The sequence below is a fragment of the Pseudofrankia saprophytica genome, assembly GCF_000235425.2.
Lineage (GTDB): Bacteria > Actinomycetota > Actinomycetes > Frankiales > Frankiaceae > Pseudofrankia > Pseudofrankia saprophytica.
On record NZ_KI912266.1, the window covers coordinates 5,517,430 to 5,540,400 of the forward strand.

Here is a 22,971-nt window from a genome sequence, read left to right on the forward strand (position 1 = left end):
AGATGGCGCACAACGTCTACTTCGAGGACGTCGAGGTCGGCCAGGAGATCCCGGCGTTCCAGCGCAGGACCGACGTCATGAACTGGAACCGGTTCGCGGCCGTCAACGACGAGTTCTTCTACGTCCACATGGACGACGAGGCGGGGAAGGCGGCCGGGCAGGGCGCGGCGTTCGGCATGGGCAACCTGCGCTGGGCCTACGTGCTCAACGCGCTGCGGGCCTGGATCGGTGACGAGGCGGAAATCCGTGAGCTCGGCATGCAGTTCCGGGCGATCAACCACAAGAACGACGTCCTCACCACCATCGGCGTGGTGACCGGGAAGAAGCAGGAGAACGGGGAGAACCTTGTAGCCCTGGACATCAACGTGGTCAACCAGGACGGAGTCGGGACCTCTCCAGGTCACGCGGTCGTGTCCCTGCCCGCCCGGGAGTGAGTCCGTTCGCCTTCAGCGGTAGAGTGAGCGCTAACATGTCGGGGCAGAATCGGCCATCCAGGCCCGCGCCATCCAGGCCCGCGGAGCCGGTCCGGGAGCCCGCCCGAGAGCTGGCCGGAGGGCCGGATCGGGCGGCACAGGACGCGGGACGGGCTCTGCCGCCGGTGCCCGAGGGCGAGGCCGGCGCACGGGTCCTCACCCGGCGCGCGCCCGGCATGGCGGACGTGGCCCAGTTGGCCGGCGTCTCACATCAGACGGTGTCGCGGGTGCTGAACGAGCACCCGAACGTCAGGGAGCAGACGCGCCTGCGGGTGCGCGCGGCGATGGAGCAGCTGGGGTACCGGCCGAACCGCGCGGCCAGGGCACTGGTCACCGGAAGGTCCCAGACCGTGGGGATCGTCGCGCAGAACACCGCGCTCTACGGGCCGACCTCGATCCTGACCGCGGTCGAGCGGGTGGTGAGCAGGGTCGGGTTCGCCGTCGGCGTCGCCAGTGTCCCGGTGCTCGACCGGGCATCCATCGCCGACGCGGTCGCCCGGCTGCTGGACCAGCACGTGGCCGGGATCGTGGTGATCGCGCCGGTGGTGTCGGCCAACGAGGCGCTCGACGACGTCCCGGACGACCTGCCGATGGCGGTGATCGACGGCGACCCGGCCCGCCCGTCGCGGCTGGTGACGGTCGACCAGCAGCTGGGGGCCCGCCTGGCGACGCGGTGCCTGTTGGCCGCGGGGCACGAGACCGTCTGGCACGTGTCCGGCCCACCGGACTGGTTCGACAGCGCGGAGCGCGTGGTGGGCTGGCGCCAGGCGCTGGTCGACGCCGGCGCCGAGGTGCCGCCCGTCCTCGCGGCGGACTGGTCGCTGGGCGCCGGTTTCGAGGCGGGGCAGCTGCTGGCGCGGATGCCGGAGGCTCGCGCGGTCTTCGCCGCCAACGACCACCTCGCGCTGGGCGTCATGAAGGCGCTGCGCCAGGCCGGATTGTCGGTGCCGGGCGACGTGAGCATCGTCGGGTTCGACGACATCCCGGAGGCGGGCTACGTCAGCCCGCCGTTGACGACCGTTCGCCCGGACTTCGAGGCCGTCGCCGAACAGGCCGTGCGCCTGTTGCTGGCGCAGCTGGACGACCCCTCCCCCGACGGGCTCCCGCGCCTCGCGCCGATCCCGCCCAGCCTGGTCGAGCGGGAGAGCGTCGCCCCGCCGGGGCGCGCCGCGCCGCGCCGCCGCGCGGGAGTCGCCCGCCGTTCCGGCGGCCGGTAGACCCGACCGTCCCCGGGCGCCGCTCTCGCACCTTGACGGTCGATTTGTTAACGCTAACAATGTGGCCGGGCCGCCCAGACTCTCCCCTGGTGCCGCCGCGGCGCCGACCGCTCGTTCCCGGGCCGATGCCGCCGTCCGCACTGAAACGAGGCCGCATGTCGCTACCCGCCCTCCAGCACGCGGTGCCCGTCCTGTCCGGCGCCACGGTCTGGTTCCTGACGGGCAGCCAGCACCTGTACGGGCCCGAGACCCTCGAGCAGGTCGCGGCGCAGTCGCGCCGCATCGCCGACGGGCTGGCCAGCGACGGCACGATCCCGGCGCGGGTCACCTGGCAGCCGGTGCTGACCGACGCGGACACCATCGCCGCCGTCTGCCAGCAGGCCAACGTCGACCCGTCGTGCGTCGGGGTGATCGCCTGGATGCACACCTTCTCGCCGGCGAAGATGTGGATCCGCGGGCTGGAGGCGCTCGACAAGCCGTTGCTGCACCTGCACACGCAGGCCAACCAGGCGCTGCCCTGGGACAGCCTCGACATGGACTTCATGAACCTCAACCAGGCCGCCCATGGCGACCGGGAGTTCGGCTACATCCAGACCCGGCTGCGGCTGCCCAGGGTGACGGTCGTCGGGCATGTCGAGGACCCACGCACCCGCCACCGCGTCGGCCGCTGGGCCCGCGTCGCGGCCGCCCGCGCCGACCTGCGCGGGATGCGGCTCGTCCGCTTCGGCGACAACATGCGCGGCGTGGCCGTCACCGAGGGCGACAAGGTGGCGGCCGAGATCCGTTTCGGCGTCGCCGTCAACACCCACTCGGTGAACGACCTGGTCGACGTGGTGGACGCGGTCGACGACGACGCGGTCGACGAGCTCACCGGCGTCTACGACGAGCAGTACGACGTCGCCCCCGAGCTGCGCGCCGACGGCGAACGCCACGGGTCGCTGCGCTACGCGGCCCGGGTCGAGGCCGGGCTGCGCCGGTTCCTCACCGACGGCGGCTACCAGGCGTTCACCACCAACTTCGAGGATCTCGGCGGGCTGCGCCAGCTCCCCGGCCTGGCGGTGCAGCGGCTGATGGCCGACGGGTACGGTTTCGGCGGCGAGGGAGACTGGAAGACCGCCCTGCTGCTGCGCGCCGTCAAGGTCATGGGCGCGGGCCTGCCCGGCGGCACCTCCTTCATGGAGGACTACACGTACCACCTCGGCCCTGGGCCACAGCGCATCCTCGGCGCCCACATGCTGGAGGTCTGCCCCACGATCTCGGCGGCCCGCCCCACGGCCGAGATCCACCCGCTGAGCATCGGCGGGCGCCAGGATCCCGTCCGGCTCCGGTTCACCGCCGCACCCGGACCGGGCCTCGTGGTGGGGATCTGCGACCTCGGCGGCCGGTTCCGGCTCGTGGCCAACACCATCGACGTCGTCGAGCCCGACCACGAGCTGCCGAGGCTTCCGGTCGCCTGCGCGGTGTGGGCCCCGCGGCCGGACCTGCCGACCTCCGCCGAATGCTGGCTGACTGCCGGCGGCCCGCACCACACCGTCCTGTCCACCGCCGTGGACGTCGACATGCTGGACATGTTCGCCGGCATGACCGGCGTCGAGCTCGCGCTCATCGACGCCGAGACCACCGTCCGCTCCTTCGGCGCCGACCTGCGGCTGAACGACCTCTACTTCAGCCTCGACCGCCGCCGCTAGCCGGTACCCGGCCCATCCCCACCCGGCCCATCCGCGCGAGGAGCGCCATGACCGCCACTCCCGATCCCGCACTCCGGGACGCGTACGTCGTCGGCATCGACTTCGGCACGCTGTCCGGGCGCGCCAGCGTGATCCGGGTCCGCGACGGACACGAGCTGGCGACCTCCGTGCACGTCTACCCCGACGGCGTGATCGAGCGCCGGCTTCCGGGCGGCCGGGAGCTGCCGCCGGACTGGGCGCTGCAGAACCCGCGCGACTGGATCGCCGTCCTCGCCAGCGCCGTCCCCGCCGCCGTGCGCGACGCGGGAGTGGACCCGGCCGAGGTGCTCGGCATCGGCACCGACTTCACCGCCTGCACCGTGCTTCCGACGACCGCGGACGGCACGCCGCTGTGCGAGCTGCCGGACTATGCCGGCCGGCCGCACGCCTGGCCGAAGCTCTGGAAGCACCACGCGGCCCAGCCACACGCCGACCGGGTCAACGCCCTCGCCCACGAGCGCGGCGAGCCCTGGATCGCCCGGTACGGCGGGAAGATCTCCAGCGAGTGGCAGGTGGCCAAGGCGCTGCAGGTCCTCGAGGAGGACCCCGAGGTCTACGCCGCCACCGAGCGCTGGATCGAGGCGGCCGACTGGATCGTCTGGCAGCTCACCGGGACGGAGACCCGCAACACCTGCGCCGCCGGGTACAAGGGGATATTCCAGGACGGCGCCTACCCCAGCCGGGACTTCCTCGCCGCGCTCGATCCCGCGTTCGCCGACTACCCGGACACGCGCCTGTCGACCGCGCTGCTTCCGCTCGGCGCCCCGGCCGGGAGCCTGACGGCCCGCGCCGCCGGGTGGACCGGTCTGGCCGCCGGCACCGTCGTCGCGGCCGGCAACGTGGACGCCCACGTCAGCGCTCCCGCGGTCGGGGTCACCGAGCCCGGGCACATGCTCGCGGTGATGGGCACCTCCACCTGCCACGTCATGTCCGCGGACACGCTCGCCGACGTGCCCGGCATGTGCGGCGTCGTCGACGGCGGCATCATCGCGGGCCGCTACGGCTACGAGGCCGGCCAGTCCGGCGTCGGCGACATCTTCGCCTGGTGGGCGGAGCACCACGTCCCCGACTCCTACCGCCTCGCTGCCCGGGCCGCCGGTGAGTCCCTGCACCAGTACCTCACCGAGCTGACCGCCATCGACCCGGTCGGTAGCCACGGGCTGCTCGCTCTGGACTGGATGAACGGCAACCGGTCGGTCCTCGTCGACCACACGCTGTCCGGGGTGATCGTCGGCCTGACGCTGGCGACCCGCCCCGAGCACGTCTACCGCGCGCTGCTGGAAGCCACCGCGTTCGGCACCCGCCGGATCCTCGACGCCTTCCGCGACGCCGGCGTGCCCGTCCGGGAGTTCTACGCCGCCGGCGGACTGGTCCAGAACGCCACCCTCATGCGGCTCTACGCCGACGTCCTCGGCTACCCGATCCACGTCGCCGCGACCAGCCAGGCCCCGGCGCTCGGCTCCGCCATCCACGCCGCCGTCGCGGCCGGCGCCTATCCGGACGTGCCCGCCGCCGCGGCCGCCATGAGCCGGGTGGACCGCGACGCCTACCTCCCGGACCCGGCCCGGCACGCCGCCTACACCCGCCTCTACGACGAATACCGCGCGCTGCACGACTACTTCGGCGCCACCACCGCCGGAACGGGCGGTGTGCTGCACCGCCTGCGTGCCCTGCGCGACGAGGCCCTGCGTGCCGCGGCCTCGCGCGGCGAGGCCCCGGGCGGCGAGGCCCGGCGCGGCTTCGCGAGGCCGCCGGCGGACGATCCGGCGTTCCCCGATCCGGCGTTCCCCGATCCGGCACCGCTCGCGCGCACGATCGCGACGACGGCGGCCAGCCCACACCCGACCAGCGCGACCGGAGACCCACGATGACCAACCAGGCGCCCTGGCCCGCCGTCGACGAGGCACGCGACCAGCTCGTCGACCTGCACCTGTCCCTCGTCGACAACGGCCTCGTCGCCTGGACCTCCGGCAACGTCTCGGCCCGCGCCCGCGACGCGCACGGCCGGGAGGTCCTGGTGATCAAGCCCTCCGGGGTCGACTACACCGAGCTGACGGCGCAGAAGATGGTCGTCTGCGACCTGTACGGCACCGTGGTGGCGGGCAGCCTCAGCCCGTCCAGCGACACCGCCGCGCACGCCTACGTCTACCGGCACCGCCCGGACGTGGGCGGCGTCGTGCACACCCACTCCCCCTACGCCTGCGCCTGGGCCGCCCGCCACGAACCCATCCCGTGCGTGCTGTCCGCCATGGCCGACGAGTTCGGCGGGCCCATCCCGGTCGGCCCGCTCACCGCGATCGGCGACGACTCCATCGGCCGTGGCATCGTCGCCACCCTCGACGGGCACCGCTCCCCGGCGGTGCTCCTGGCCAACCACGGCGTGTTCACCATCGGCCCGACCGCCCGCGCGGCCGTCAAGGCGGCGGTCATGTGCGAGGACGTCGCCCGCAGCGTCCACTTCGCCCATCAGCTCGGCATCCCGAAGCCGATCCCGCCCGACCTCATCGACCGGTTCTACCACCGCTACCAGAACGCCTACGGCCAGCACGACCAGCCGATCGCGTCCCCCTGACCAGGTCCTCCGCGGCCGTCGCGCCACACGCCGAATCGCGCGCGACGCAGGATGACTGCACAAGGTGACCGATTTGCGCTCTCGTCCGGGGGTACGGAGATACACCGTGGCCCCGGCGCATCTCTGGGGGACGGCTGGCCGTCGGACCATCGGCGGGAGGCGACGCCCGTGACCAGACGCGATGGTCCCTCGGGTCCTGCGGGGCTGTTCGGCCTCGTCCAGACAGGTCTGATCGTCTCCGGCGTCGACGACGGCCTCGTGCATCAGATCAACGCGGCGGCCTGCGAGCTGCTCGGCCGGCACGAGGCCACGGTCGTCGGTAGGCCCTGGCACCAGTTGGTGGACCCGACCCAGCTGGACGAACTCAACGAGGCCGTCCGCAGAGGTGAAGCGGACAGGAAGGAAGATCGAACTCGAATCGTCCGGTTCGTCCGACCGGACGGCAGGGTCATTCATGTGCTGGCATCCGGGCCCATCGCCGCCGCGAACGGCATCCCGTGCTTCGTCACTCAACTTCTGGACATCACGCAGCTCGTCTCGACCAATCTGCAGCTACAGCTGGTGGTCGACCACATGCCGGTCTCGATCTTCCTCCTCGATCACGAGGGCCGCGTGCTGGTCAGCGGCGGCGCGGCCACCCAACCACCGGCGACAGCGCTGCGGCAGGCGGCGGCATCCAGCGTCTACGAGACCTTCGCCGACCAGCCAGCGGTCCTGGCGTTGCTCCGCCGGGCGATGCGCGGCGAACACGCGCACGACGTGGTCGAGTCCCAGGGCCGGTGGTACGACATCTACCTCGACCCCATGCCGGGCACCTCCGCCGGAGGCGCCGCCGTATCAGGGCCGGCGGTCGCCGGCATCGTCAACGACGTCACCGAACGCGAGCGGTCGGCCGCCACCCAGCGCCTGCGGACCGCACGCCAGACAGCCCTGGCGGACCTGGCGCAGTCCGCGCTGGAAAGCGCCGACGAGGAAAAGCTGTGCGAGGACGCCGCACGGACCCTCCTCGACCGGCTCCCGGCCGACGACGTCACCTTGCGACGCCACTGGGAACCCGAGCGGCAAACGCCTGGCGCGGGTCCGGTCGACCAGGCCGTGGCGCCGACGGCCAAGGGACCGGACGGATGTGCCGCCCGCGTCACCCCATCGGTCGTACGAGTGCCGGTCGGCCGAGCGGACGCGCCCGTCGCGACCCTCGTCGTCCGCCGGCACGCCGGTGGCTTCAACCCGGACAGCATCGCGTTCATCCGGGCGGTCGCCGCGGTCGTCGGCGCCGCGGTGATCCGGATCCGGGCCGAGGACGACGCCCGCTACCGCGCCTGGCATGACTCACTCACCGGTCTGGCCAACCGGGCGGCGCTCCTGGACCGACTGGGACGCGGCCTGCGGCGCGCCCGCGCCGACCGACGCGCCGTCGGGGTCCTGTTCCTCGACCTGGACGGGTTCAAGTCCGTCAACGACACCCTCGGGCACCAGGCCGGCGACGCACTGCTGCGCGCGGTCGCCGACCGGCTCCGCTACGTGGTCCGGCCCGGTGACGTCGTCGGCCGGCTCGCCGGCGACGAGTTCGCCGTGCTGTGCGAGGACACCGACCTGGACGACCTGCGCGCCATCGGCAACCGCATCCTCGCCGCGCTGGCCGAGCCGGTCACGCTACGCCGCACGGTCCAGATCAAGGGCAGCGTCGGGATCGCGCTGTCAGATCCCGACCTCACCGACGCCGAGGACCTGCTCAACGCCGCCGACATGGCCATGTACGAGGCCAAGCACGGCGGCCCCGGACGCTGCGTCACCTACGACCCCCGGACCCACGCCGCGCCCGCCGCCAAACCGAACGACACCACCGAACCGCGCGGCGCACCTGGCCGCCGACGGTCTCGGGATCCCCGCTGACCGGGCCGCACCGGCCGGGACCACTCATCAAGGCAGGTCACATTGGGGTTGGGACGGCGGCCCCGATCCCAGTTTCGACTGCCTTGGCAGCTGTGGCGAAGGCGGTCAACTCGCGCGTCACGTCGGGTCCGGTCGGGGTGTAGACGACCTCGCGGAAGCCGAAGCCGGCCATGCGCGCGAGGCCGCGCCGGATGCGTTCGGGGTCGCCGACGAAGGTGCGGACGTCGATGTTCTCGAGCAGCGCGCGGTCGCGGTCGGGCAGGTGGGTGACGTGTCCCTCGAAGGTCAGCAGGTGGCGCTCGCCGTCCGGGGCGAGCGCCTCGAGCGCCTCCCGCCAGGCCTGGCCGCCGGGCAGCGCGTCGACGGCCGCGGCGCCGCCCTGGGCGTAGGCGTTGTGCCAGTCGACAACGCGCCACGGCCCGACGGCCTCCCGAACCCGGTCCGAACCCGCGTCCTCGCCCGGGTCGAGCACCGTGCCGGACATGATCGTCGCGGTGGGGAGGGTGGGGTGCGGCGGGCCGATGATGCCGTCGGCCACCTCGGTGGCGAGGGCGGCGCCCTTCGGGCCGAAGACGCTGAGCCAGATCGGCACCTCCAGCGGCCGGGTGCCGGTGAGACCCGGCGCGTGCAGCATCCGGACCGGCCTGCCGTCAGCGACCGCGGTCCCACCCGCCAACAGCTGCCGCAGCGCGGTGACGTAGTCGGCGAGGGCGTCCAGTTTCATGGGGCGCTGGCCGGCGGCGACCCGCGAGGTGAAGCCGGTTCCGAAGCAGGCCCGGAACCGCCCGTCGGAGATGCGGGCGATCGCGGCGACGGCCGACGCCATCGCCATCACCGACCGCTCGCCGGGGACGAGCACCGCCGTACCCAGGCCGATCCGGCTGGTCCGCTCCGCCGCGAGCGCGAGGTGGACGAACGGGTCCTCCCACAGCGGCGCCGAATCATAGATCCACACCCGGCGGTAGCCGAGCTGTTCGGCCAGCACGGCCAGGTCGGCGAAGTCGGGCCCCGGCGGCAGCCCGCAGGACACCTCGAGATCAGCCAGGTCTGGGTCAGCCATGTCGATGCTCATCTCCGGCGGATCTGGCCGCCCGGGTCACCGGCCGCCTCCGCCCACGTCGGTATACGCGCGTCCCGCGGCACGGGCCTCCGAAACCATTTCCAGCATTCCGCCGCCGGCTAGGTGGTCGTGAGGTTGGAGACCCGGTCCTCGGCGAAGGCGACGCGGGTCCTGGCCCGGTCGAACAGGACCTTCTCGTCCGCGATGACGGCGGCGACCAGGTCCGGCTGTTGACGGGCGTCGCGCTGCTCGGCGGTGAACGCCGCCATGTCGTCGTACCAGATCTCCGTGACGACGTCGTACTCCGGCTCCAGCGGTTCCCCGCCGGCGACGAGGTCACCCATCGGGTGCAGGAAGTGCCGTTCGTAATGCGTGGCCCTGGTGGCGAGTTTCTCGACCAACGGGACGTGGACGTTCTCGTAGTGGTCGACGAAGTCGGCCAGGGAAAGCCCGGGCTTCCGCTTCAACAGCATGATCACTTTGATCACGGCGGTTCCCCTTCGGGTCGGACCGGTCGCCGGGTGGCGACCTGGTGGCGGAGAGCGCGGAGAGAGGTCAGCCGACGACAGGTACGGCGGCGGCCGAGGCCGAGTCCACGGCGACGGCATGCAGCCCGGCACGAATCCGGTCGAGCGACATGCCGCGGGCGGTATGGAGGTAGTCGACGGCGTCGGCCCGCATCGCCGTGTACAGGATGTGGGCGAGATAGTCCGCGTCCTCGCCGGGACGCGCGGCGGCGACCAGCCGGGTCAGTTCGCCGATCCAGTGCTGGCTGGCCAGGTTCTCGTAGAACACGTTCGGCCCGCTCTGGTCGAGCGCCCGGATGAGAGACCGGTTCTCCCAGACGAAGTCCAGCAGGCTGTCCAGGTAGGCCCGCAAGGCCGCGACGGGCTCGATCCCAGGTCCGGACGGCGGTGTGTCGTGCTCGCGCCGCAGCAAGGCCGTGGCGCGGCGGGTCAGGACGGCCTCGATCAGGGCGGTACGACTGCTGAACCGGCGGAAGAGGGTGCCCTTGCCGACGCCCGCCGCCTCGGCGATGTCGTTCATCGACACCGTCTCGACGCCCGCGCGGTCGAACAGCTCGGCCGCCGCCACCAGGATCGCCTCCCGGTTGCGGGCGGCGTCAGCCCTCTCCGTCACGACGGTCACCAGCGCGCCTCCCACCCGGCCGCGAGTCCGCCCCACCGGATCGGACCACCGGTCCGGATCGTAGCACGCTAACCGTACCGCCGGTCCGGAACCGCCCGGCGCCGTCGAGGCCGCGGCGCCATCCGAGGTTCGAGATCCGCGATGCACGGCGTCCCCGGCCGACGGCCGGTCACGGTCCGAGGGCCGCGAAGGCTTCGTCCAGCAGGGCGGCGAGGTCGAGGGTGTTGCCGGATCTCGCCCAGTGCGCAATCGCGATGTTGAGGCAGTCCAGGGCGGCGGCGGCTCGTACGGAGTGCGTGACGACCCCTGCTAGCGGAGATGCGCCGCGCTCGGCGAGTGCCCTGGTCAGGGCGGGGCGCCAGCTGTGCTGCTTCTCCCACTGGCGGGTGTGCAGCGCGGGCGTGGCCAGGACGAGATGAGTCGTCGCGAGGGCGGCCGCGGGGTCCTGGCGGTAGATCTCCACGATGATGTCCAGCGCGCGGCGCAGCGCGACCCAGTCGCTCTCGGCGGGCGGGCGGGCGCGCAGGGCGTCGGCGACCTGCGCGCCGTGGGCGTCGAGGGCGCCCAGGACGGCGTCCTCCTTGGTGCCGAAGTGGCGCAGGACGGTGCTGCGGGACACGCCGGCCGCGGCGGCGATGTCGTTGATGGTGACGTTGTCGAAACCATCACGGCGGAACAGGTCCAGGGCCACTTCCGCCAGCATCGCCCGCACCGCGTTGCGGGCCACGTCCCGCGCGGTCGTCCGGGGCACGTCCCGCGTGGTCGTCCTAGTCGCACCGTTCACCGGGCGATCCTATCCCTGGCCTGAACCTGGCTTGCACTTGTGAATCTCGGTCGCTAGCGTGACACCGAGTTTCACCTTCCCGGGCTGCCCGCGGGCCGCCCCGTCGAGAGCGTAGGGACCCACCGTGACGGAAGAGCTCCTCGTTTCTGTGGACGGGCACATCGTCGAGCCACCCGATCTCTTCCTGACCCGGCTCCCGAAGCACCTGCGGGATCGCGCCGTCTGGGAGGAGGACCTGACGATCGCGCCGCTTGGCGAGGACGGGCGCACCCATTTCCGGAAGCTGCACACACCCGGGTTCGAGGGCTGGACGAACTCCGCCTACCCCCATTTCGATGGCTCGCCCAACACCGGCCAGCCCGACCGGATCCTCGACGACATGGACAGCGAGGGTGTCCGCGCGCAGGTGATGCACCCGAACCTGTCGTTCTTCGGCCTGTACTCGGACGATCACGAGCTGTCGATGGCACACGCCCGCGTCTACAACGACTACGTCGCCGAGACGTTCGCCGCTCACCGCGCGCGGATCGCGCCGACGGCACCCATTCCGATGACCAACGTCGACGACGCGGTCATCGAGATCGAGCGTGCGGCCGGACTCGGCCTGCGGGCGATCCTCCTGCCGGCGGTGTCCCCGATCCCCTATCACTCGCGGGAGCTGGACCGGGTGTGGGCGGCGGCCCAGGCGAACGGCATGACCGTGACGTTCCATGTCGCTACCGGCGGGGTGAAGGTGAGCCGGAAGGCGTCGCCGACGCTTCGGGGCCTCATGATGACGGTGGCGGCGCAGAGCCAGGAACTCACCGACGATCTCGTCGTCGACCGCATCGTGTTCGCCGCGACCCAGCAGTCACTCGCGCCCCAGCAGATCATCGCCTCGCTCGTCGGTGGTGGTGTGACCGAGCGGTTCGGAGATCTGCATTTCGTGCTGGTCGAGTTCAACGCGAACTGGCTCGTGTCGTTCATGGCCGCGATGGACAAGGCCTGGACGCTGGGCATCGGCCAGGACCGGGACTTCTGGGTCGGCGTGTGGGACGACGATCGTCCGGAGGACGCCCAGACCGGTATGGCTCAGGTGTTCAAGCTCAACGAGCGGTGGCCCTATCCGCTGCGGCCCAGCGAGTACGTCCAGCGCCAGATCCACGTGTCGTTCCAGGAGGACCCGATCGCGCTGGCCTGCCGGCACATCACCGGCGTATCCACCCTCGTGTGGGGCGTCGACTACCCGCACCCGGAAGGCACCTTCCGCCGCACCCGGGAGGTCATCGCCGAGCAGTTCCGCGGCGTCAGCGCGGCGGACCGGGCGGCGATCCTCGGCGGGACCACCGCCAAGCTCTTCGGACTCGAAGCCCCGGTCTCCGTATGAGCTCCTCCGACGACGGTGTCGGAGACGACCGCCGGGCGCTGCGCCGGCTGCTCGACAAGGACGCCATCGGCGATCTCGTCCGCCGCTACTCCTACTGCGTCGACCACAAGCTGAACGACGAACTGGCGGCGCTGTTCACCGAGGACTGCGTCATCGACTACGGCCCCGGCTCCGCGCCCGTGATCCACGGGCGCCGCGAGTACCGGGCCCTGCTCGACAGCGCGGTCCGCGATGGCGTCGACTACGGGTTTGTCGCGACCAGTCATCACAACGCCAACGTGCTGATCGTGTTCGACACCGACGACCGCGCCACCGTCCGGACGTCGGTGTACGCCTGGCACCTCACGAGAGCTGGGAAGACCCCCCAGGTCTGGGGCTACTACCACGACGTCGCCGTGCGGACGGCCGACGGCTGGCGGCTGCACGAACGAAAGCTGCACCTTCTCGGGACCGACGGCTGGCACGACGGCTACCACCCGGCCGAGCACACCTGCCCGGCGATCGCCACGCCGGGCGTCCAACCGTAGGGCAGCGACCGTAGGAGCACCGCCGGCTGGCTCCCTGCCAGACGATCACCGACAAAGGGACCATTCCATGGCACGTATCGAGCCGCTCCGGCCCAGGCAGTGGCCTACGGAGATGCGGCAGATTCTGGCCGCGCTGGAGCCCCCGGGCACGCCCCGGAAGCTGTCCGCCGAGGGTCGTTCGAAGGCCCTGAACACGCTCGGGACCTTCGCTCACCACACCACGTTGGCGCGGGCGTTCTACACGTTCAACGGCCACCTCATGTCGACGAGCACGCTGTCCGGCCGGCAGCGGGAGCTGATCGTGCTGCGGGTCGCGGCGCTGCGCGGGACGGGCTACGAGTGGCTGCAGCACACGTTCATCGCGCGCGACGAGGGCCTGTCCGACGAGGAGATCCAGCGGATCGCGCTCGGCCCGGACGCCCCGCTGTGGGACCCGCTGGACGCGGCGCTGCTGCGCGCGGCCGACGAGCTGATCAGTGACGGCAAGATCGGTGACGCCAGCTGGGCCATGCTTGCCGACAAGCTCGAGATCAAGCAGCTCCTGGACGTGATCTTCACGGTCGGCGCGTACGAGACGCTCGCCTACATGTTCGCCTCCTGCGGCATCGAGATCGACGACGACCTGCGCGACGCCATTTCCCGGCGCCAGTCGCCAGCCACATAACAGCGCCGCCAACCACACCACCCGCGCCCGATCCGATCCGATCCGACGGGAGTCACCGATGTCCGTCACCGTCAGCCCGATCAGCGCCGAGGTCGGCGTCCAGATCACCGGACTCGCCGGCCACCAGCTGGCGGACCCGACGGTCGCCGCCGACACCCGCAAGTACCTCGACGAACATGGCGTCGTCATCTACCGCGAGGCACACATCGGCGACGCCGACCTCGTCGCGCTGTCCCGGATGCTCGGCGAGGTCGTCGTCGCCCCGATGGGCGGCCAGCAGGACTTCCCCGAGGTCTCCGCGATCTCCCTCGACCCGGCGCAGAGCACCCTGGCCGCCTACCGGACCGGCACCTTCTACTGGCACATCGACGGCGCCAACGACCCGGTACCCCAGAAGGCGACCCTGCTGACCGCACTGGAGGTCGCCACCGAGGGCGGCGACACCGAGTTCGCCAGCCTCTACGCCGCCTACGACGGGCTCCCCGACGACGACAAGGCCCGGTTCGCCGAGCTACGGGTGGTGCACAGCTTCGCGGCCACACAGCGGCTGATCAACCCGGACGCCTCCGACAGGATCCGCGCCAGCTGGGACAAGGTGCCCTCCCGAGAGCATCCACTGGTCTGGACGCGGCGCAACGGCCGCAAGTCGCTGCTCGTCGGCACGACCGCCGACCACGTCGTCGGCCTGGCCTCGGACGAGAGCCGCGCCCTGCTCGACCGGCTGCTCGACTGGGCGACCCAGCCCCGGTTCTCGCTGCGCCACCAGTGGTCACGCGGCGACCTCGTCATCTGGGACAACACCGGAATCCTGCACCGCGCCCAGCCCTACACCGCCGCCTCCCGCCGCCTGATGCACCGCACCACCCTCGTCGGCGAGGAAACCGTCGCCTGAAACGGCCCGGCCGCGCCTCGACCGGGGCCGGCCGACCCGCGCCGTCGCATCGCGAGGCGCCCAGCAGCCGCCGCCACGGGGCGCCGCTCGACCTTGGCCACGTACTGGTGTGCGTCCGACCCAACATCTCATCGAGCTGCCCCGGAAATCCCCTGCCGGCAGCGGCTTGACCTTGACCCTGCGTCAGGGTCCCAGCATGGCGGCATGACCACTACCACCCCCGCGATCGAGGTCTCCGGACTCACCAAGTCCTACGGCGACCACGCCGTGCTGGACGGCGTCGACCTGACCGTCCCGAGGGGCACCGTCTACGCGCTCCTCGGGCCCAACGGCGCCGGCAAGACGACCATCGTCAACATCCTCTCCACCTTGCTGGCCCCCGATGACGGCGAGATCCGCGTCGCCGGCTTCGACGTGCGACGCGAGCCCGCCGGGGTGCGCGCCGCGATCGGTGTCACCGGGCAGTTCTCGGCGATCGACGCGCTGCTCACGGGCCGCGAGAACCTGCGGCTGATGGCCGACCTGGCGCACCTGGACCGGGCGACCGCGACCACCGCCGTGACCGTGCTGCTGAAGCGCTTCGACCTCGTCGACGCGGCCGACCGGCGGGCGCAGACCTACTCCGGCGGCATGAAGCGGCGCCTCGACCTGGCGATGACGCTCATCGCCCGGCCCCGGCTGATCTTCCTCGACGAGCCGACCGCCGGCCTCGACCCGCGCAGCCGTCGTGAACTGTGGGCGATCGTGCGCGAGCAGGTCGCCGACGGCGTGACGGTGCTGCTGACGACGCAGTACCTCGAGGAGGCCGACCAGCTGGCCGACCGGATCGGGGTCCTCGACCGGGGCCGCCTGGTCGCCGAGGGCACGGCCGCCCAGCTGAAGCGGCGGGTGCCCGGCGGGCATGTGTCGGTGCAGTTCACCGACGCCGCGGGGCTGGCCGCGGCGGCGGCGGCACACCCGGAGGCCACCATCGATGCCGAGGCACTCACCCTGCAGGTGCCGAACGACGGCAGCATCGCCGGGCTGCGCCGCGTGCTCGACGGCCTGGACGACGACGGCGTCGCCGGCCTGACGGTCGGGTCCGCAGACCTCGACGACGTGTTCCTCGCGCTCACCGGCCGCGCGGCCAAGGCATCCGCATCCGAGGAGATCCCCGCATGAGCACCACCTACACCGTCCGTGACTCGGCGACGATGCTGCGGCGCAACCTGCTGCACATCCGCCGCTATCCCTCGTTGTCGATCATGCTGATCGCGCAGCCGATCCTGTTCCTGCTGCTGTTCGTGTACGTGTTCGGCGGGACCCTGGGCGCCGGCCTGCCGGGCCAGGAGGGCGGCGGGGACCGCGGCGACTACCTCGTCTTCATCACGCCAGGCATCCTGTTCATGACCGTCGCCAGCGTCGCGCTCGGCACCGCGATCTCGACCGCGTCCGACATGACCACCGGGATCATCGCCCGGTTCCGCACCATGAACATCGCCCGGGTGTCGGTGCTCACCGGCCACGTGCTGGGCGCCGTCATCAGGACCGGAATCGCCGTGGTGATCGTGTCGGCGTTCGCGTTTCTCCTCGGGTTCCGCTCCGACGCCGGCCCGCTCGGCTGGCTCGGTGCGATCGGGCTGCTGATCCTCATCTCGTTCTCGCTCACCTGGCTGACCGTCGGCATGGGCCTGGCGGCGGACAGCGTCGAGACGGCCAGCAACACCCCGCTGTTCCTGATGATCCTGCCGTTCATCAGCAGCAGCTTCGTGCCGACCGACGCGATGCCGGCCGGGTTGCGGCAGTTCGCGGAGCACCAGCCGTTCACCCCGATGATCGACACTCTCCGCGCACTCGTCACGGGCGCGCACACGAACTCCGACCTGTGGTTCGCGATCGGCTGGTGCGTCCTGATCTCGCTGCTCGGCTACCTCTGGTCACGCCGGCTGTTCCTGCGCGTACCCGCGAAATAATGATCCCGGGGACGACGGCCGCCGGGCGTGCGAAGAAGATCATTTTCGCACGCCCTTTTGCCTCTAGGAGACTGGCGCGGTGCTCACGATCAGCCAGCTGGCGTCGTACGCCGGCGTCACCGTGCGCGCGGTGCGGCACTATCACGCCAAGGGCCTCCTGCCGGAGCCGGAGCGCGACCGCTCCGGCTACCGGCGCTACGACGCCCGCGCCGTCGTCGAGCTCATCAAGATCCGTACGCTCGCCGAGGCCGGCGTGCCGCTCGCGCGCGTCCGCGAGCTCCTGACCGCGGGCGAGGCGGAGTTCAACGCCGCGGTCGCCGACATCGACCGGCGCCTGCGCGCGGAGATCAGGGAGCGGCAACGACACCGCGAGCGGATCGCGCAGCTGGCAGCCGGGGACAGCCTGGCCCTGCCGCCGGAGGCCGTGGCGTACCTCGACCGGCTGCGCAAGCTAGGACTGCCGGAGCGGATGATCGAGGGCGAGCGGGATGGCTGGATCCTGGTGGCCGCCCAGCTCCCGCAGCACATGTCGCTCTACATGAAGCTGAAGCAGCAGGAGCTCGACAATCCGGCGACGGTCGAACTCTACTGGGATCTCGTCGCGATGATCGACTGGGGGGTGGACGACCCGCGGTTGGCCGCTGTGGCCGACCGGCTCGTCGCCTCTCTCGAGGACGCCGGTATCGAGGAATGGGCGGACCACGACCAGGAGATCACCGACGAGCTCGCGGACCTCCTCGACTCTTTCTTCCTCGACTCCGTGCCGATCGCCCGTCGGCTCATGGAACTGCTCGAGGAACGCGGCTGGCGGGGCTGGACCAAGTTCGAGCGGATCCATCCGACCTGATCGAGCGTCCGGGTCAGGTAAGAGACGCCAGCAGGCGTTGGAATGCGGCCGGATCGCCTTTGACGGTGTACCTGTCCGGTTCGGTGTAGGTGGGGCGGCCGGCGATCGGGCGGTGCAGGATCCTGATGTAGTCGAGCTCGTCGCAGACCACGGTCGCGTCCACGGGCAGGTCGTCGGCCGATCCCGTCGTGAGTCGTTGGTCCCTGACGGTGGCGAGCAGGGTGCCGTCGGGGAAACGAAACTCGACCCGAAGCCCGTCCGGCAGAGATGCGCTCGGCGTGAACATATGCCGGAGGCCGAGGGCGAAGTTGGCGACGGTGGAGACGTCGGGTTTGAAGTCGAGGTAACGCACGCGTTTGGCCGGGTTGCGGGCCGCCGTCTTCTCGGCGTGGCTGCCGGACTGCACGTAGACCGGTTCGGGGTGCTGACGCAGCGGGAGCAGCACGTCGTCGCGGTGGCGTGCCTTGTCGGCCAGATAGGGGCCGATGACGTCCTCGCCGGCCGGGCACACCGCCATGCAGTAAGCCGACTTGTAGTTCGGCTCGAACGCCAGGGACTGCAGCATCGACAGGGTCTCGTCCTCGCGGAACTTCGCGCGGTAGGCGCTGGCGTCCCCGGCGGCCACGGCGTCGACCCAGTCGGTCGCGCTGATCGGGAACTCGCGGTAGTTGTGTCCGAGGCAGGCGAAGAAGTCGAAGTCCCCGACGTTGCTGATCGCCCCGACCGGGCAGGCCGCGACGCACAGGTTGCAGCCCAGGCACGGGTTGTAGTCCAGCGGCTGGCCGTAGGCGTCGATCTCCGCGTCGATCAGGATGGTGTCGAGCAGTACGAAGTTTCCGAACTTCGGATGGATGATGTTGCGGTTGATGCCCATGTGGCCCATCCCCGCCTCGACGGCCACGATCTTGTGCGCGATGGCCCAGCTGGCCTGGCCGGGTGGGACCTGCACGTCCATCGGGAATCCCATGTTGGTGGGGATCGCGCGGACGCCGGCCTCGGCCAGTTCCTCGCAGATGCGCGCGGCGGCGCTTTCGAGCTTGTCGCCGGTGCGATGCCAGGCTTTGTTGGCCGTGGCGCGCGAGGTCGATCGGATCGCGTCCCGGTTGGAGATCCCGACGAGGCAGATCAGCGACCGGACGGTGGGCATGAGCCGGCGGGCGTTGTCGTTCTCCCCGCCCAGGCCGGCCCGGCCGACGTCCACGAATCCGACATCGGCGGCACCGGCCCGCAGGCACAGCTCGCGCAGCCAGCCGGCCTCGACGCGGTCGGGACGAGGCGGTGAGGACAGCGATGCCTCGTACACACGGCGGGCGGCCTCAGCCTCGTCGGTGCCCCGGAAGATCCGTCGGGTCTCGTTCACCATGCCGCGAATAGTATCGTAGATATAGTATCTCCACGAGAGGGTAGGCTCGACGGGTGCCGACCACGCCGCGCTCCGCGTACGCGCACTTCTGCATGCTCGCCAAGACTCTCGAGCGGCTGGGAGATCGCTGGGCCCTGCTCGTCGTACGCGACCTGCTGACCGGCCCGAAACGCTTCACCGACCTGATGGACCGGCTTGGCGGCATCACACCGCGGACGCTGACGCAGCGGCTGCGTGATCTCGAATCGGAGCGACTCGTCTGCGTGGACCGGGAGCCCGGCCGGCGCGAGGTCTGGTACAGCCTCACCCCGGCCGGCCACGACCTCGCGCCTTCGCTGGACGAACTCGCCCTGTGGGGCCTGCGCCATCTCGCGGCCCCGCCCGCGCCGGGCGAACCGACCCATCCCGAGCACCTGCTCAACTCCGTGCGCCTCGTCCTGGACCGCGAGCAGCTCGACGTCGGCCCGGCCACCTGGGTGGTCCGGACCCTCGACCACGACGACACGTACACGATCAGCGGGCGCGGTGGCCGGTGGATGCTGGAGGCCCGAGCGGATCCGCATCCGGACGTCGAGCTGCTCGGCACCAGGCGCGACCTGGCCAACTACTTCGCCACGCTCCCGTCGACGCGCGCCGCGGGTCACCCAGGCGTGCGCGTCGAGGGCCGCGAGCAGGAGATCAGCAGATTCCTCGGCGCGATCGCCGTCTTCCCGCCCCTCCCGCGCGCGGCGGCATCGCCAGCCTAAGCGCGGCTGATCTCCCCCAGCTGATCGATCCACGCCGTTCGGCGCAGGTAATGTCCGGCCGACAGGGACGTTCCCGATGACCGGGTGAGGGGGGTGCCGCCATGGGCGAGGAGCCGGAGGTTCTCGTCGTCGCGGATGCCGCGGCCTGGCGGGCGTGGCTCGACGGGCACGAGGACACCTTCGACGGCGTCTGGCTGCTCCTGGCGAAGAAGGGCACGGTCTCGCCGACCTCGCTGAGCTACGACCAGGCGCTCGACGAGGCGTTGTGCAGTGGGTGGATCGACGGGCAGCGCAGGGCCTTCGACGCCGCGACGTTCCGGCAGCGGTTCAGCCCGCGCCGCCGGGCGTCGCTCTGGTCGCGGCGGAACATCGACCTGGTGGCCGGGCTGATCGCCGAGGGGCGGATGCGCCCGCGCGGCCAGGCCGAGATCGACCGCGCGAAGGCGGACGGGCGCTGGGCGCGCGCCTACGCCGGTTCCGCGACGGCGCAGGTTCCGGAGGACCTCGCCGCGGCGCTGGCGGCATCCTCGGCCGCCGCGGCGCTCTTCGCGCGGCTGAACAGCCAGAACCGATACTCGGTCATCCACCGCATCATGACGGCGCCGAGCCCGTCGAGCCGGGCGAACCGGCTCGCGAAACTCGTCGGGATGCTCGAACGCGGCGAGACCCCGCACCCGCAGTGATCAGGCCAGCCGGCCCGGCCGGGAGCCTGCCGGCGCCGCCTGGACGGTCGTGCCGCCGGGCCCGAAGGACGGACTCGGAGAACGGGCCCGGCGGCATGACGGTGGTCCGCCTGGTTCAGCTGGCCTGTCGTTCGGCGTAGCGCCGCGCCCACTCCTTGCGGGAGCGGATGGTGGTATCGACGTCGGTCGACGTCGCCCGCAGTGCGCCCACGGTCCCCCGCTCCTTCGGCACCACGGCGAACGGATCCCAGCCGAAGAACCGGCAGGCGTTCCGCCAGGTGATCTTGTCGATCTCCTCGTCCGTCGCACCAACGTCCGCCAGCTCGGCGAGGACGAACTCCGGAGCGTTGGGCCAGATCGAGTCGGCGTGCGGGTAGTCGCACTCCCAGGCGATGATGTCGATCCCGATCTCGCGGCGCAGCCGGAGCGAGGTGGGGTCGGTCACGTAGCAGGCCAGCGAGTGCTCGCGGAAGATCTCGCTCGGCAGCCTTCCGCCGAAGTCCCGGCGCAGCCAGCGCTGGTTCGTGTAATGGCGGTCGCAGCGGTCCAGGTAGAACGGGATCCAGCCGATGCCGCCCTCGGAGAAGGCGAACTTCAGGTCCGGATAGGAGCGCATCGCCGGACCCCACAGCAGGTCCTGCGCCACGAGCGCCGAGATCTGGCAGGCCAGGATGATCAGGTTGTCGATCGGCGCGTCCGGCGCGCCCTTGATGGCACCGAAGCCCGTGCCGATGTGCAGGCACATCACCATGCCGGTGTCGGACAGGGCCTCGAAGACCGGCCCCCAGTAGTCGATGTCGTGGTAGCTCGGCAGCCCTTCCAGGTGGGGCTGCTCGGGCATGGTGACGGCGCGGCAGCCCTTGGCGGCGACCCGGCGGATCTCGTCGACCATCAGCCCCGGGTCCCAGGTCGGCAGCAGCGCCAACGGGATGAACCGGCCGGGGTAGGTGCCCGCCCACTCGTCGATGTGCCAGTCGTTGTATGCCTGGATCATCACCACCGTCTGGGGGTCCCGGAAATGGTTGAGGTGGCCGGCGCTGAACCCGGCGAACGTCGGGAAGCACATCGACGCGAGGATGCCGTTGCGATCCATGTCCCGCACCCGGTCATGGATGTCGTAGACCCCGGGGCGCATCTCGGCGAATCCCGCCGGGTCGCGCCCCCACTCCTGCGCCGGCCAGGAGACGACCGCGTTGAGGCCGCTGACCCCGGTGACCCGGCCCTGGTAGATCCACCGGTCCACGCCCTTGTCGTCGGTCTCCACATGGGGCGCCAGGCCGGCCCACTTCGCCGGCACATGGTTCTTGAACATGTCCGGCGGCTCGACCACATGGTCGTCGATGCTCACCAAGATCATATCGTCGATGTTCATGCTCCTCCTCCTGCCGGGCCTGCTGGGCCTGCTGGGCCAGCCGGGCGGCGTAAGCGCTCCTGCCGGTGCGTGTGTCTAGGGCGCGGGCCAGGCGGACCGCCGGCGAGCCTCGGGCCGCAGCGCCGGGTACTGGACGAAGTGGTCGACGCCGGGGAGATCCGTGCCGGGGGGCACGACCTTGTCGATGGCGTCGAGGGTGTCCTGGTCGAGGCGGACGTCCGCGGCGGCCAACGCGTCCTCGAGATGCGGCAGGGTACGCGGCCCGATGATCGTCGAGGTGACCGCGGGATGGCTGTCGACGAATGCCAGCGCGAGCGCGGTCAGGGACAGTCCCGCCTGGTCGGCGATCGTGCGCAGGGCGTCCACCGCGTCGAACCGGGTCCGCGAGAGGCGGTCCTCGGCGGAGCTGACGCTGCCCAGCATGAAGGGGCTGTTGGCGTCGAACCGGGATCCGGCCGGTGGCTGTTCGCCGCGCCGGTACTTGCCCGTGAGCCAGCCGCCGGCGAGCGGACTCCACGGAAGCATCGCCATCCGGTGCCGCTGGCAGGCGGGCAGAACCGCCTGTTCCACCGACCTTGCGAAGATCGAGTACTGGGACTGCTCACAGACGAACCGGTTGCCACCGCGCCGGGCGGCGGCCCACTGAGCCTCGACGATCCAGTCCGCCGGAAAGGACGACGACCCCAGGTAGAGCACCTTGCCGTGGCGCACCAGGTCGGTCAGCGCGCCGAGGGTCTCCTCCAGGTCGGTCTCCCAGTCGGGCTTGTGCACCTGGTAGAGGTCGATGCGGTCGGTGCCAAGGCGGCGCAGGCTGTCCTCGACGGCCCGCATGATCCATCGCCGGGAACCGCCGCGGCGACCGCGGTCGTCCCCCATCGGGTAGAAGCACTTGGTCGCGATCACCACCTCGTCGCGGCGTGACCGCACCGCCCGCCCGACGATCTCCTCGCTCTCGCCATGGGAGTAGACGTCGGCGGTGTCGATGAAGTTGACCCCGCCGTCCAGCGCACGATTGATGATGCGGTCGCAGTCGTCATGGTCGGAGTTACCGAGCCCACCGAACATCATCGCGCCCAGGCACTGCCCGCTCACCTCGACGCCGGTTGTTCCGAGCCGACGATAGTTCACGGTGGATCCTTCCCTTGTCTGCGCGGTCTCTTCCGGGGTCGCCCGACGTCGATTTCCCGCCGGGTTCGCGGGTCACATCTTCCGGAAATCCCAGCTCGTGATTTTCTCCGGAGTCAACCGCAGCCAGGCGTGCCGGCCGTCGTAGTGCATCTCGTCGCGGCCGGTGTACTTCCTGGCGAAGAGGCGTTCCGGGACCTCGAGCCCCGGGTCCGGCGCACTGGTGCGCGGAACGTCGCCCATGGGCTCGAACTTTCCACGAATCTCCACGCCGCGCAGCTCGTTGAAGCCGTGCCCGGTGTCCACCAGGACCGCGGCCTGCGGGTCGCGCGCGATATCCGTCCAACGCTGGCTCTTGACGATCGAGTTGAGCCACAACGCGGTTCCGTCCCAGACGAACCACAGTGGTGTCAGATGCGGCCCCTCCGCGCCTGATGTCGCCACGCGACAGGTCCGTTCCTCGGTCAGGAAGGCGTCGACCTCGGCCGGGCTCATGGCTATCTTGCGCCCTCGGCGCTGTTCTTTCATCCGACCTTCTCCCTTATTTCGTGATCTCAGC

General features: G+C 71.2%; 23 protein-coding genes. 15 read left to right on the top strand and 8 right to left on the bottom strand.

Annotation, left to right across the window (positions count from 1 at the left end; all coding sequences use genetic code 11):
* Nucleotides 1–2 precede the first annotated feature (2 nt).
* The 6 genes from FRCN3DRAFT_RS0223270 (at nucleotide 3) to FRCN3DRAFT_RS45830 (ending at nucleotide 7,882) form a co-directional block, all read left to right on the top strand.
* Nucleotides 3–434 (top strand): MaoC/PaaZ C-terminal domain-containing protein, encoded by a 432-nt coding sequence (locus FRCN3DRAFT_RS0223270; protein WP_007511231.1) that lies wholly within the window; start codon nucleotides 3–5, stop codon nucleotides 432–434.
* A gap of 164 nt (nucleotides 435–598) precedes the next feature.
* On the top strand, nucleotides 599–1,690 hold the full coding sequence (locus FRCN3DRAFT_RS0223275) for a LacI family DNA-binding transcriptional regulator (RefSeq protein WP_232794119.1): 1,092 nt from the start codon (nucleotides 599–601) through the stop codon (nucleotides 1,688–1,690).
* A gap of 155 nt (nucleotides 1,691–1,845) precedes the next feature.
* On the top strand, nucleotides 1,846–3,378 hold the full coding sequence (araA, locus tag FRCN3DRAFT_RS0223280; RefSeq protein ID WP_007511226.1) for an L-arabinose isomerase: 1,533 nt from the start codon (nucleotides 1,846–1,848) through the stop codon (nucleotides 3,376–3,378).
* 47 nt (nucleotides 3,379–3,425) lie between these two features.
* On the top strand, nucleotides 3,426–5,288 hold the full coding sequence (gene araB / locus FRCN3DRAFT_RS45825) for a ribulokinase (protein WP_007511224.1): 1,863 nt from the start codon (nucleotides 3,426–3,428) through the stop codon (nucleotides 5,286–5,288).
* Nucleotides 5,285–5,989, top strand: a complete 705-nt coding sequence (locus FRCN3DRAFT_RS0223290) for an L-ribulose-5-phosphate 4-epimerase (RefSeq protein WP_007511222.1) — start codon at nucleotides 5,285–5,287, stop codon at nucleotides 5,987–5,989. Before araB ends, FRCN3DRAFT_RS0223290 begins: the two co-directional genes overlap by 4 nt.
* Before the next feature lie 168 nt (nucleotides 5,990–6,157).
* Complete coding sequence (locus tag FRCN3DRAFT_RS45830) at nucleotides 6,158–7,882, top strand: GGDEF domain-containing protein (protein WP_007511220.1); 1,725 nt, start codon at nucleotides 6,158–6,160, stop codon at nucleotides 7,880–7,882.
* A 37-nt stretch (nucleotides 7,883–7,919) separates the two neighbouring features.
* Here the strand turns inward: FRCN3DRAFT_RS45830 and FRCN3DRAFT_RS0223300 are convergent, their stop codons facing one another.
* The 4 genes from FRCN3DRAFT_RS0223300 to FRCN3DRAFT_RS0223315 all read right to left on the bottom strand — a co-directional run bounded on the left by FRCN3DRAFT_RS0223300 (nucleotide 7,920) and on the right by FRCN3DRAFT_RS0223315 (nucleotide 10,875).
* Complete coding sequence (locus FRCN3DRAFT_RS0223300; protein WP_007511218.1) at nucleotides 7,920–8,942, bottom strand: LLM class flavin-dependent oxidoreductase; 1,023 nt, start codon at nucleotides 8,940–8,942, stop codon at nucleotides 7,920–7,922.
* Nucleotides 8,943–9,061: 119 nt separating this feature from the next.
* A complete protein-coding gene (locus FRCN3DRAFT_RS0223305) occupies nucleotides 9,062–9,430 on the bottom strand; it encodes an EthD domain-containing protein (RefSeq protein ID WP_007511216.1) in 369 nt (122 codons plus the stop codon).
* A 67-nt stretch (nucleotides 9,431–9,497) separates the two neighbouring features.
* Entirely contained in the window at nucleotides 9,498–10,091 is a 594-nt protein-coding gene (locus FRCN3DRAFT_RS0223310) for a TetR/AcrR family transcriptional regulator (protein ID WP_007511214.1), read from the bottom strand.
* 169 nt (nucleotides 10,092–10,260) lie between these two features.
* Nucleotides 10,261–10,875, bottom strand: a complete 615-nt coding sequence (locus FRCN3DRAFT_RS0223315; protein WP_007511213.1) for a TetR/AcrR family transcriptional regulator — start codon at nucleotides 10,873–10,875, stop codon at nucleotides 10,261–10,263.
* Nucleotides 10,876–10,999: 124 nt separating this feature from the next.
* Between FRCN3DRAFT_RS0223315 and FRCN3DRAFT_RS0223320 the strand changes: the two genes are divergently transcribed.
* The 7 genes from FRCN3DRAFT_RS0223320 (at nucleotide 11,000) to FRCN3DRAFT_RS0223350 (ending at nucleotide 17,123) form a co-directional block, all read left to right on the top strand.
* Nucleotides 11,000–12,241 carry an amidohydrolase family protein gene (locus FRCN3DRAFT_RS0223320; protein WP_007511211.1) on the top strand — a complete coding sequence of 414 codons (1,242 nt, stop codon included), beginning with the start codon at nucleotides 11,000–11,002 and terminating at the stop codon, nucleotides 12,239–12,241.
* Nucleotides 12,238–12,768 carry a nuclear transport factor 2 family protein gene (locus FRCN3DRAFT_RS0223325; protein WP_007511210.1) on the top strand — a complete coding sequence of 177 codons (531 nt, stop codon included), beginning with the start codon at nucleotides 12,238–12,240 and terminating at the stop codon, nucleotides 12,766–12,768. The genes FRCN3DRAFT_RS0223320 and FRCN3DRAFT_RS0223325 overlap by 4 nt, the downstream gene beginning before the upstream one ends.
* Nucleotides 12,769–12,835: 67 nt before the next feature.
* The gene (locus FRCN3DRAFT_RS0223330) at nucleotides 12,836–13,432 is read left to right on the top strand and encodes a carboxymuconolactone decarboxylase family protein (protein ID WP_007511209.1); all 597 of its coding nucleotides are present in this window, start codon (nucleotides 12,836–12,838) and stop codon (nucleotides 13,430–13,432) included.
* Between the two features lie 58 nt (nucleotides 13,433–13,490).
* Entirely contained in the window at nucleotides 13,491–14,324 is an 834-nt protein-coding gene (locus tag FRCN3DRAFT_RS0223335) for a TauD/TfdA dioxygenase family protein (protein WP_007511208.1), read from the top strand.
* A gap of 204 nt (nucleotides 14,325–14,528) precedes the next feature.
* Complete coding sequence (locus FRCN3DRAFT_RS0223340) at nucleotides 14,529–15,485, top strand: ABC transporter ATP-binding protein (RefSeq protein WP_007511207.1); 957 nt, start codon at nucleotides 14,529–14,531, stop codon at nucleotides 15,483–15,485.
* A complete protein-coding gene (locus tag FRCN3DRAFT_RS0223345) occupies nucleotides 15,482–16,276 on the top strand; it encodes an ABC transporter permease (RefSeq protein ID WP_007511206.1) in 795 nt (264 codons plus the stop codon). The genes FRCN3DRAFT_RS0223340 and FRCN3DRAFT_RS0223345 overlap by 4 nt, the downstream gene beginning before the upstream one ends.
* 79 nt (nucleotides 16,277–16,355) lie before the next feature.
* Entirely contained in the window at nucleotides 16,356–17,123 is a 768-nt protein-coding gene (locus FRCN3DRAFT_RS0223350) for a MerR family transcriptional regulator (RefSeq protein ID WP_007511205.1), read from the top strand.
* Between the two features lie 13 nt (nucleotides 17,124–17,136).
* Here FRCN3DRAFT_RS0223350 and FRCN3DRAFT_RS45835 read toward each other — a convergent pair whose 3' ends face one another.
* On the bottom strand, nucleotides 17,137–18,486 hold the full coding sequence (locus FRCN3DRAFT_RS45835) for a 4Fe-4S binding protein (RefSeq protein ID WP_007511204.1): 1,350 nt from the start codon (nucleotides 18,484–18,486) through the stop codon (nucleotides 17,137–17,139).
* A gap of 53 nt (nucleotides 18,487–18,539) precedes the next feature.
* Here FRCN3DRAFT_RS45835 and FRCN3DRAFT_RS49755 point away from each other — a divergent pair, with 53 nt between their 5' ends.
* Nucleotides 18,540–19,232, top strand: coding sequence for a winged helix-turn-helix transcriptional regulator (locus FRCN3DRAFT_RS49755; RefSeq protein WP_007511203.1), 693 nt, complete (start codon nucleotides 18,540–18,542; stop codon nucleotides 19,230–19,232).
* A 101-nt stretch (nucleotides 19,233–19,333) separates the two neighbouring features.
* A complete protein-coding gene (locus tag FRCN3DRAFT_RS0223365) occupies nucleotides 19,334–19,915 on the top strand; it encodes a YdeI/OmpD-associated family protein (RefSeq protein ID WP_007511201.1) in 582 nt (193 codons plus the stop codon).
* 115 nt (nucleotides 19,916–20,030) lie between these two features.
* Here FRCN3DRAFT_RS0223365 and FRCN3DRAFT_RS0223370 read toward each other — a convergent pair whose 3' ends face one another.
* The 3 genes from FRCN3DRAFT_RS0223370 to FRCN3DRAFT_RS0223380 all read right to left on the bottom strand — a co-directional run bounded on the left by FRCN3DRAFT_RS0223370 (nucleotide 20,031) and on the right by FRCN3DRAFT_RS0223380 (nucleotide 22,940).
* Nucleotides 20,031–21,287: an amidohydrolase family protein gene (locus tag FRCN3DRAFT_RS0223370; protein ID WP_007511200.1), complete on the bottom strand. Its 1,257-nt coding sequence runs from the start codon at nucleotides 21,285–21,287 to the stop codon at nucleotides 20,031–20,033.
* A gap of 75 nt (nucleotides 21,288–21,362) precedes the next feature.
* Nucleotides 21,363–22,415 carry an aldo/keto reductase gene (locus FRCN3DRAFT_RS0223375; protein WP_007511199.1) on the bottom strand — a complete coding sequence of 351 codons (1,053 nt, stop codon included), beginning with the start codon at nucleotides 22,413–22,415 and terminating at the stop codon, nucleotides 21,363–21,365.
* Nucleotides 22,416–22,487: 72 nt separating this feature from the next.
* Nucleotides 22,488–22,940: a pyridoxamine 5'-phosphate oxidase family protein gene (locus tag FRCN3DRAFT_RS0223380; protein ID WP_007511198.1), complete on the bottom strand. Its 453-nt coding sequence runs from the start codon at nucleotides 22,938–22,940 to the stop codon at nucleotides 22,488–22,490.
* Between the last annotated feature and the right edge of the window lie 31 nt (nucleotides 22,941–22,971).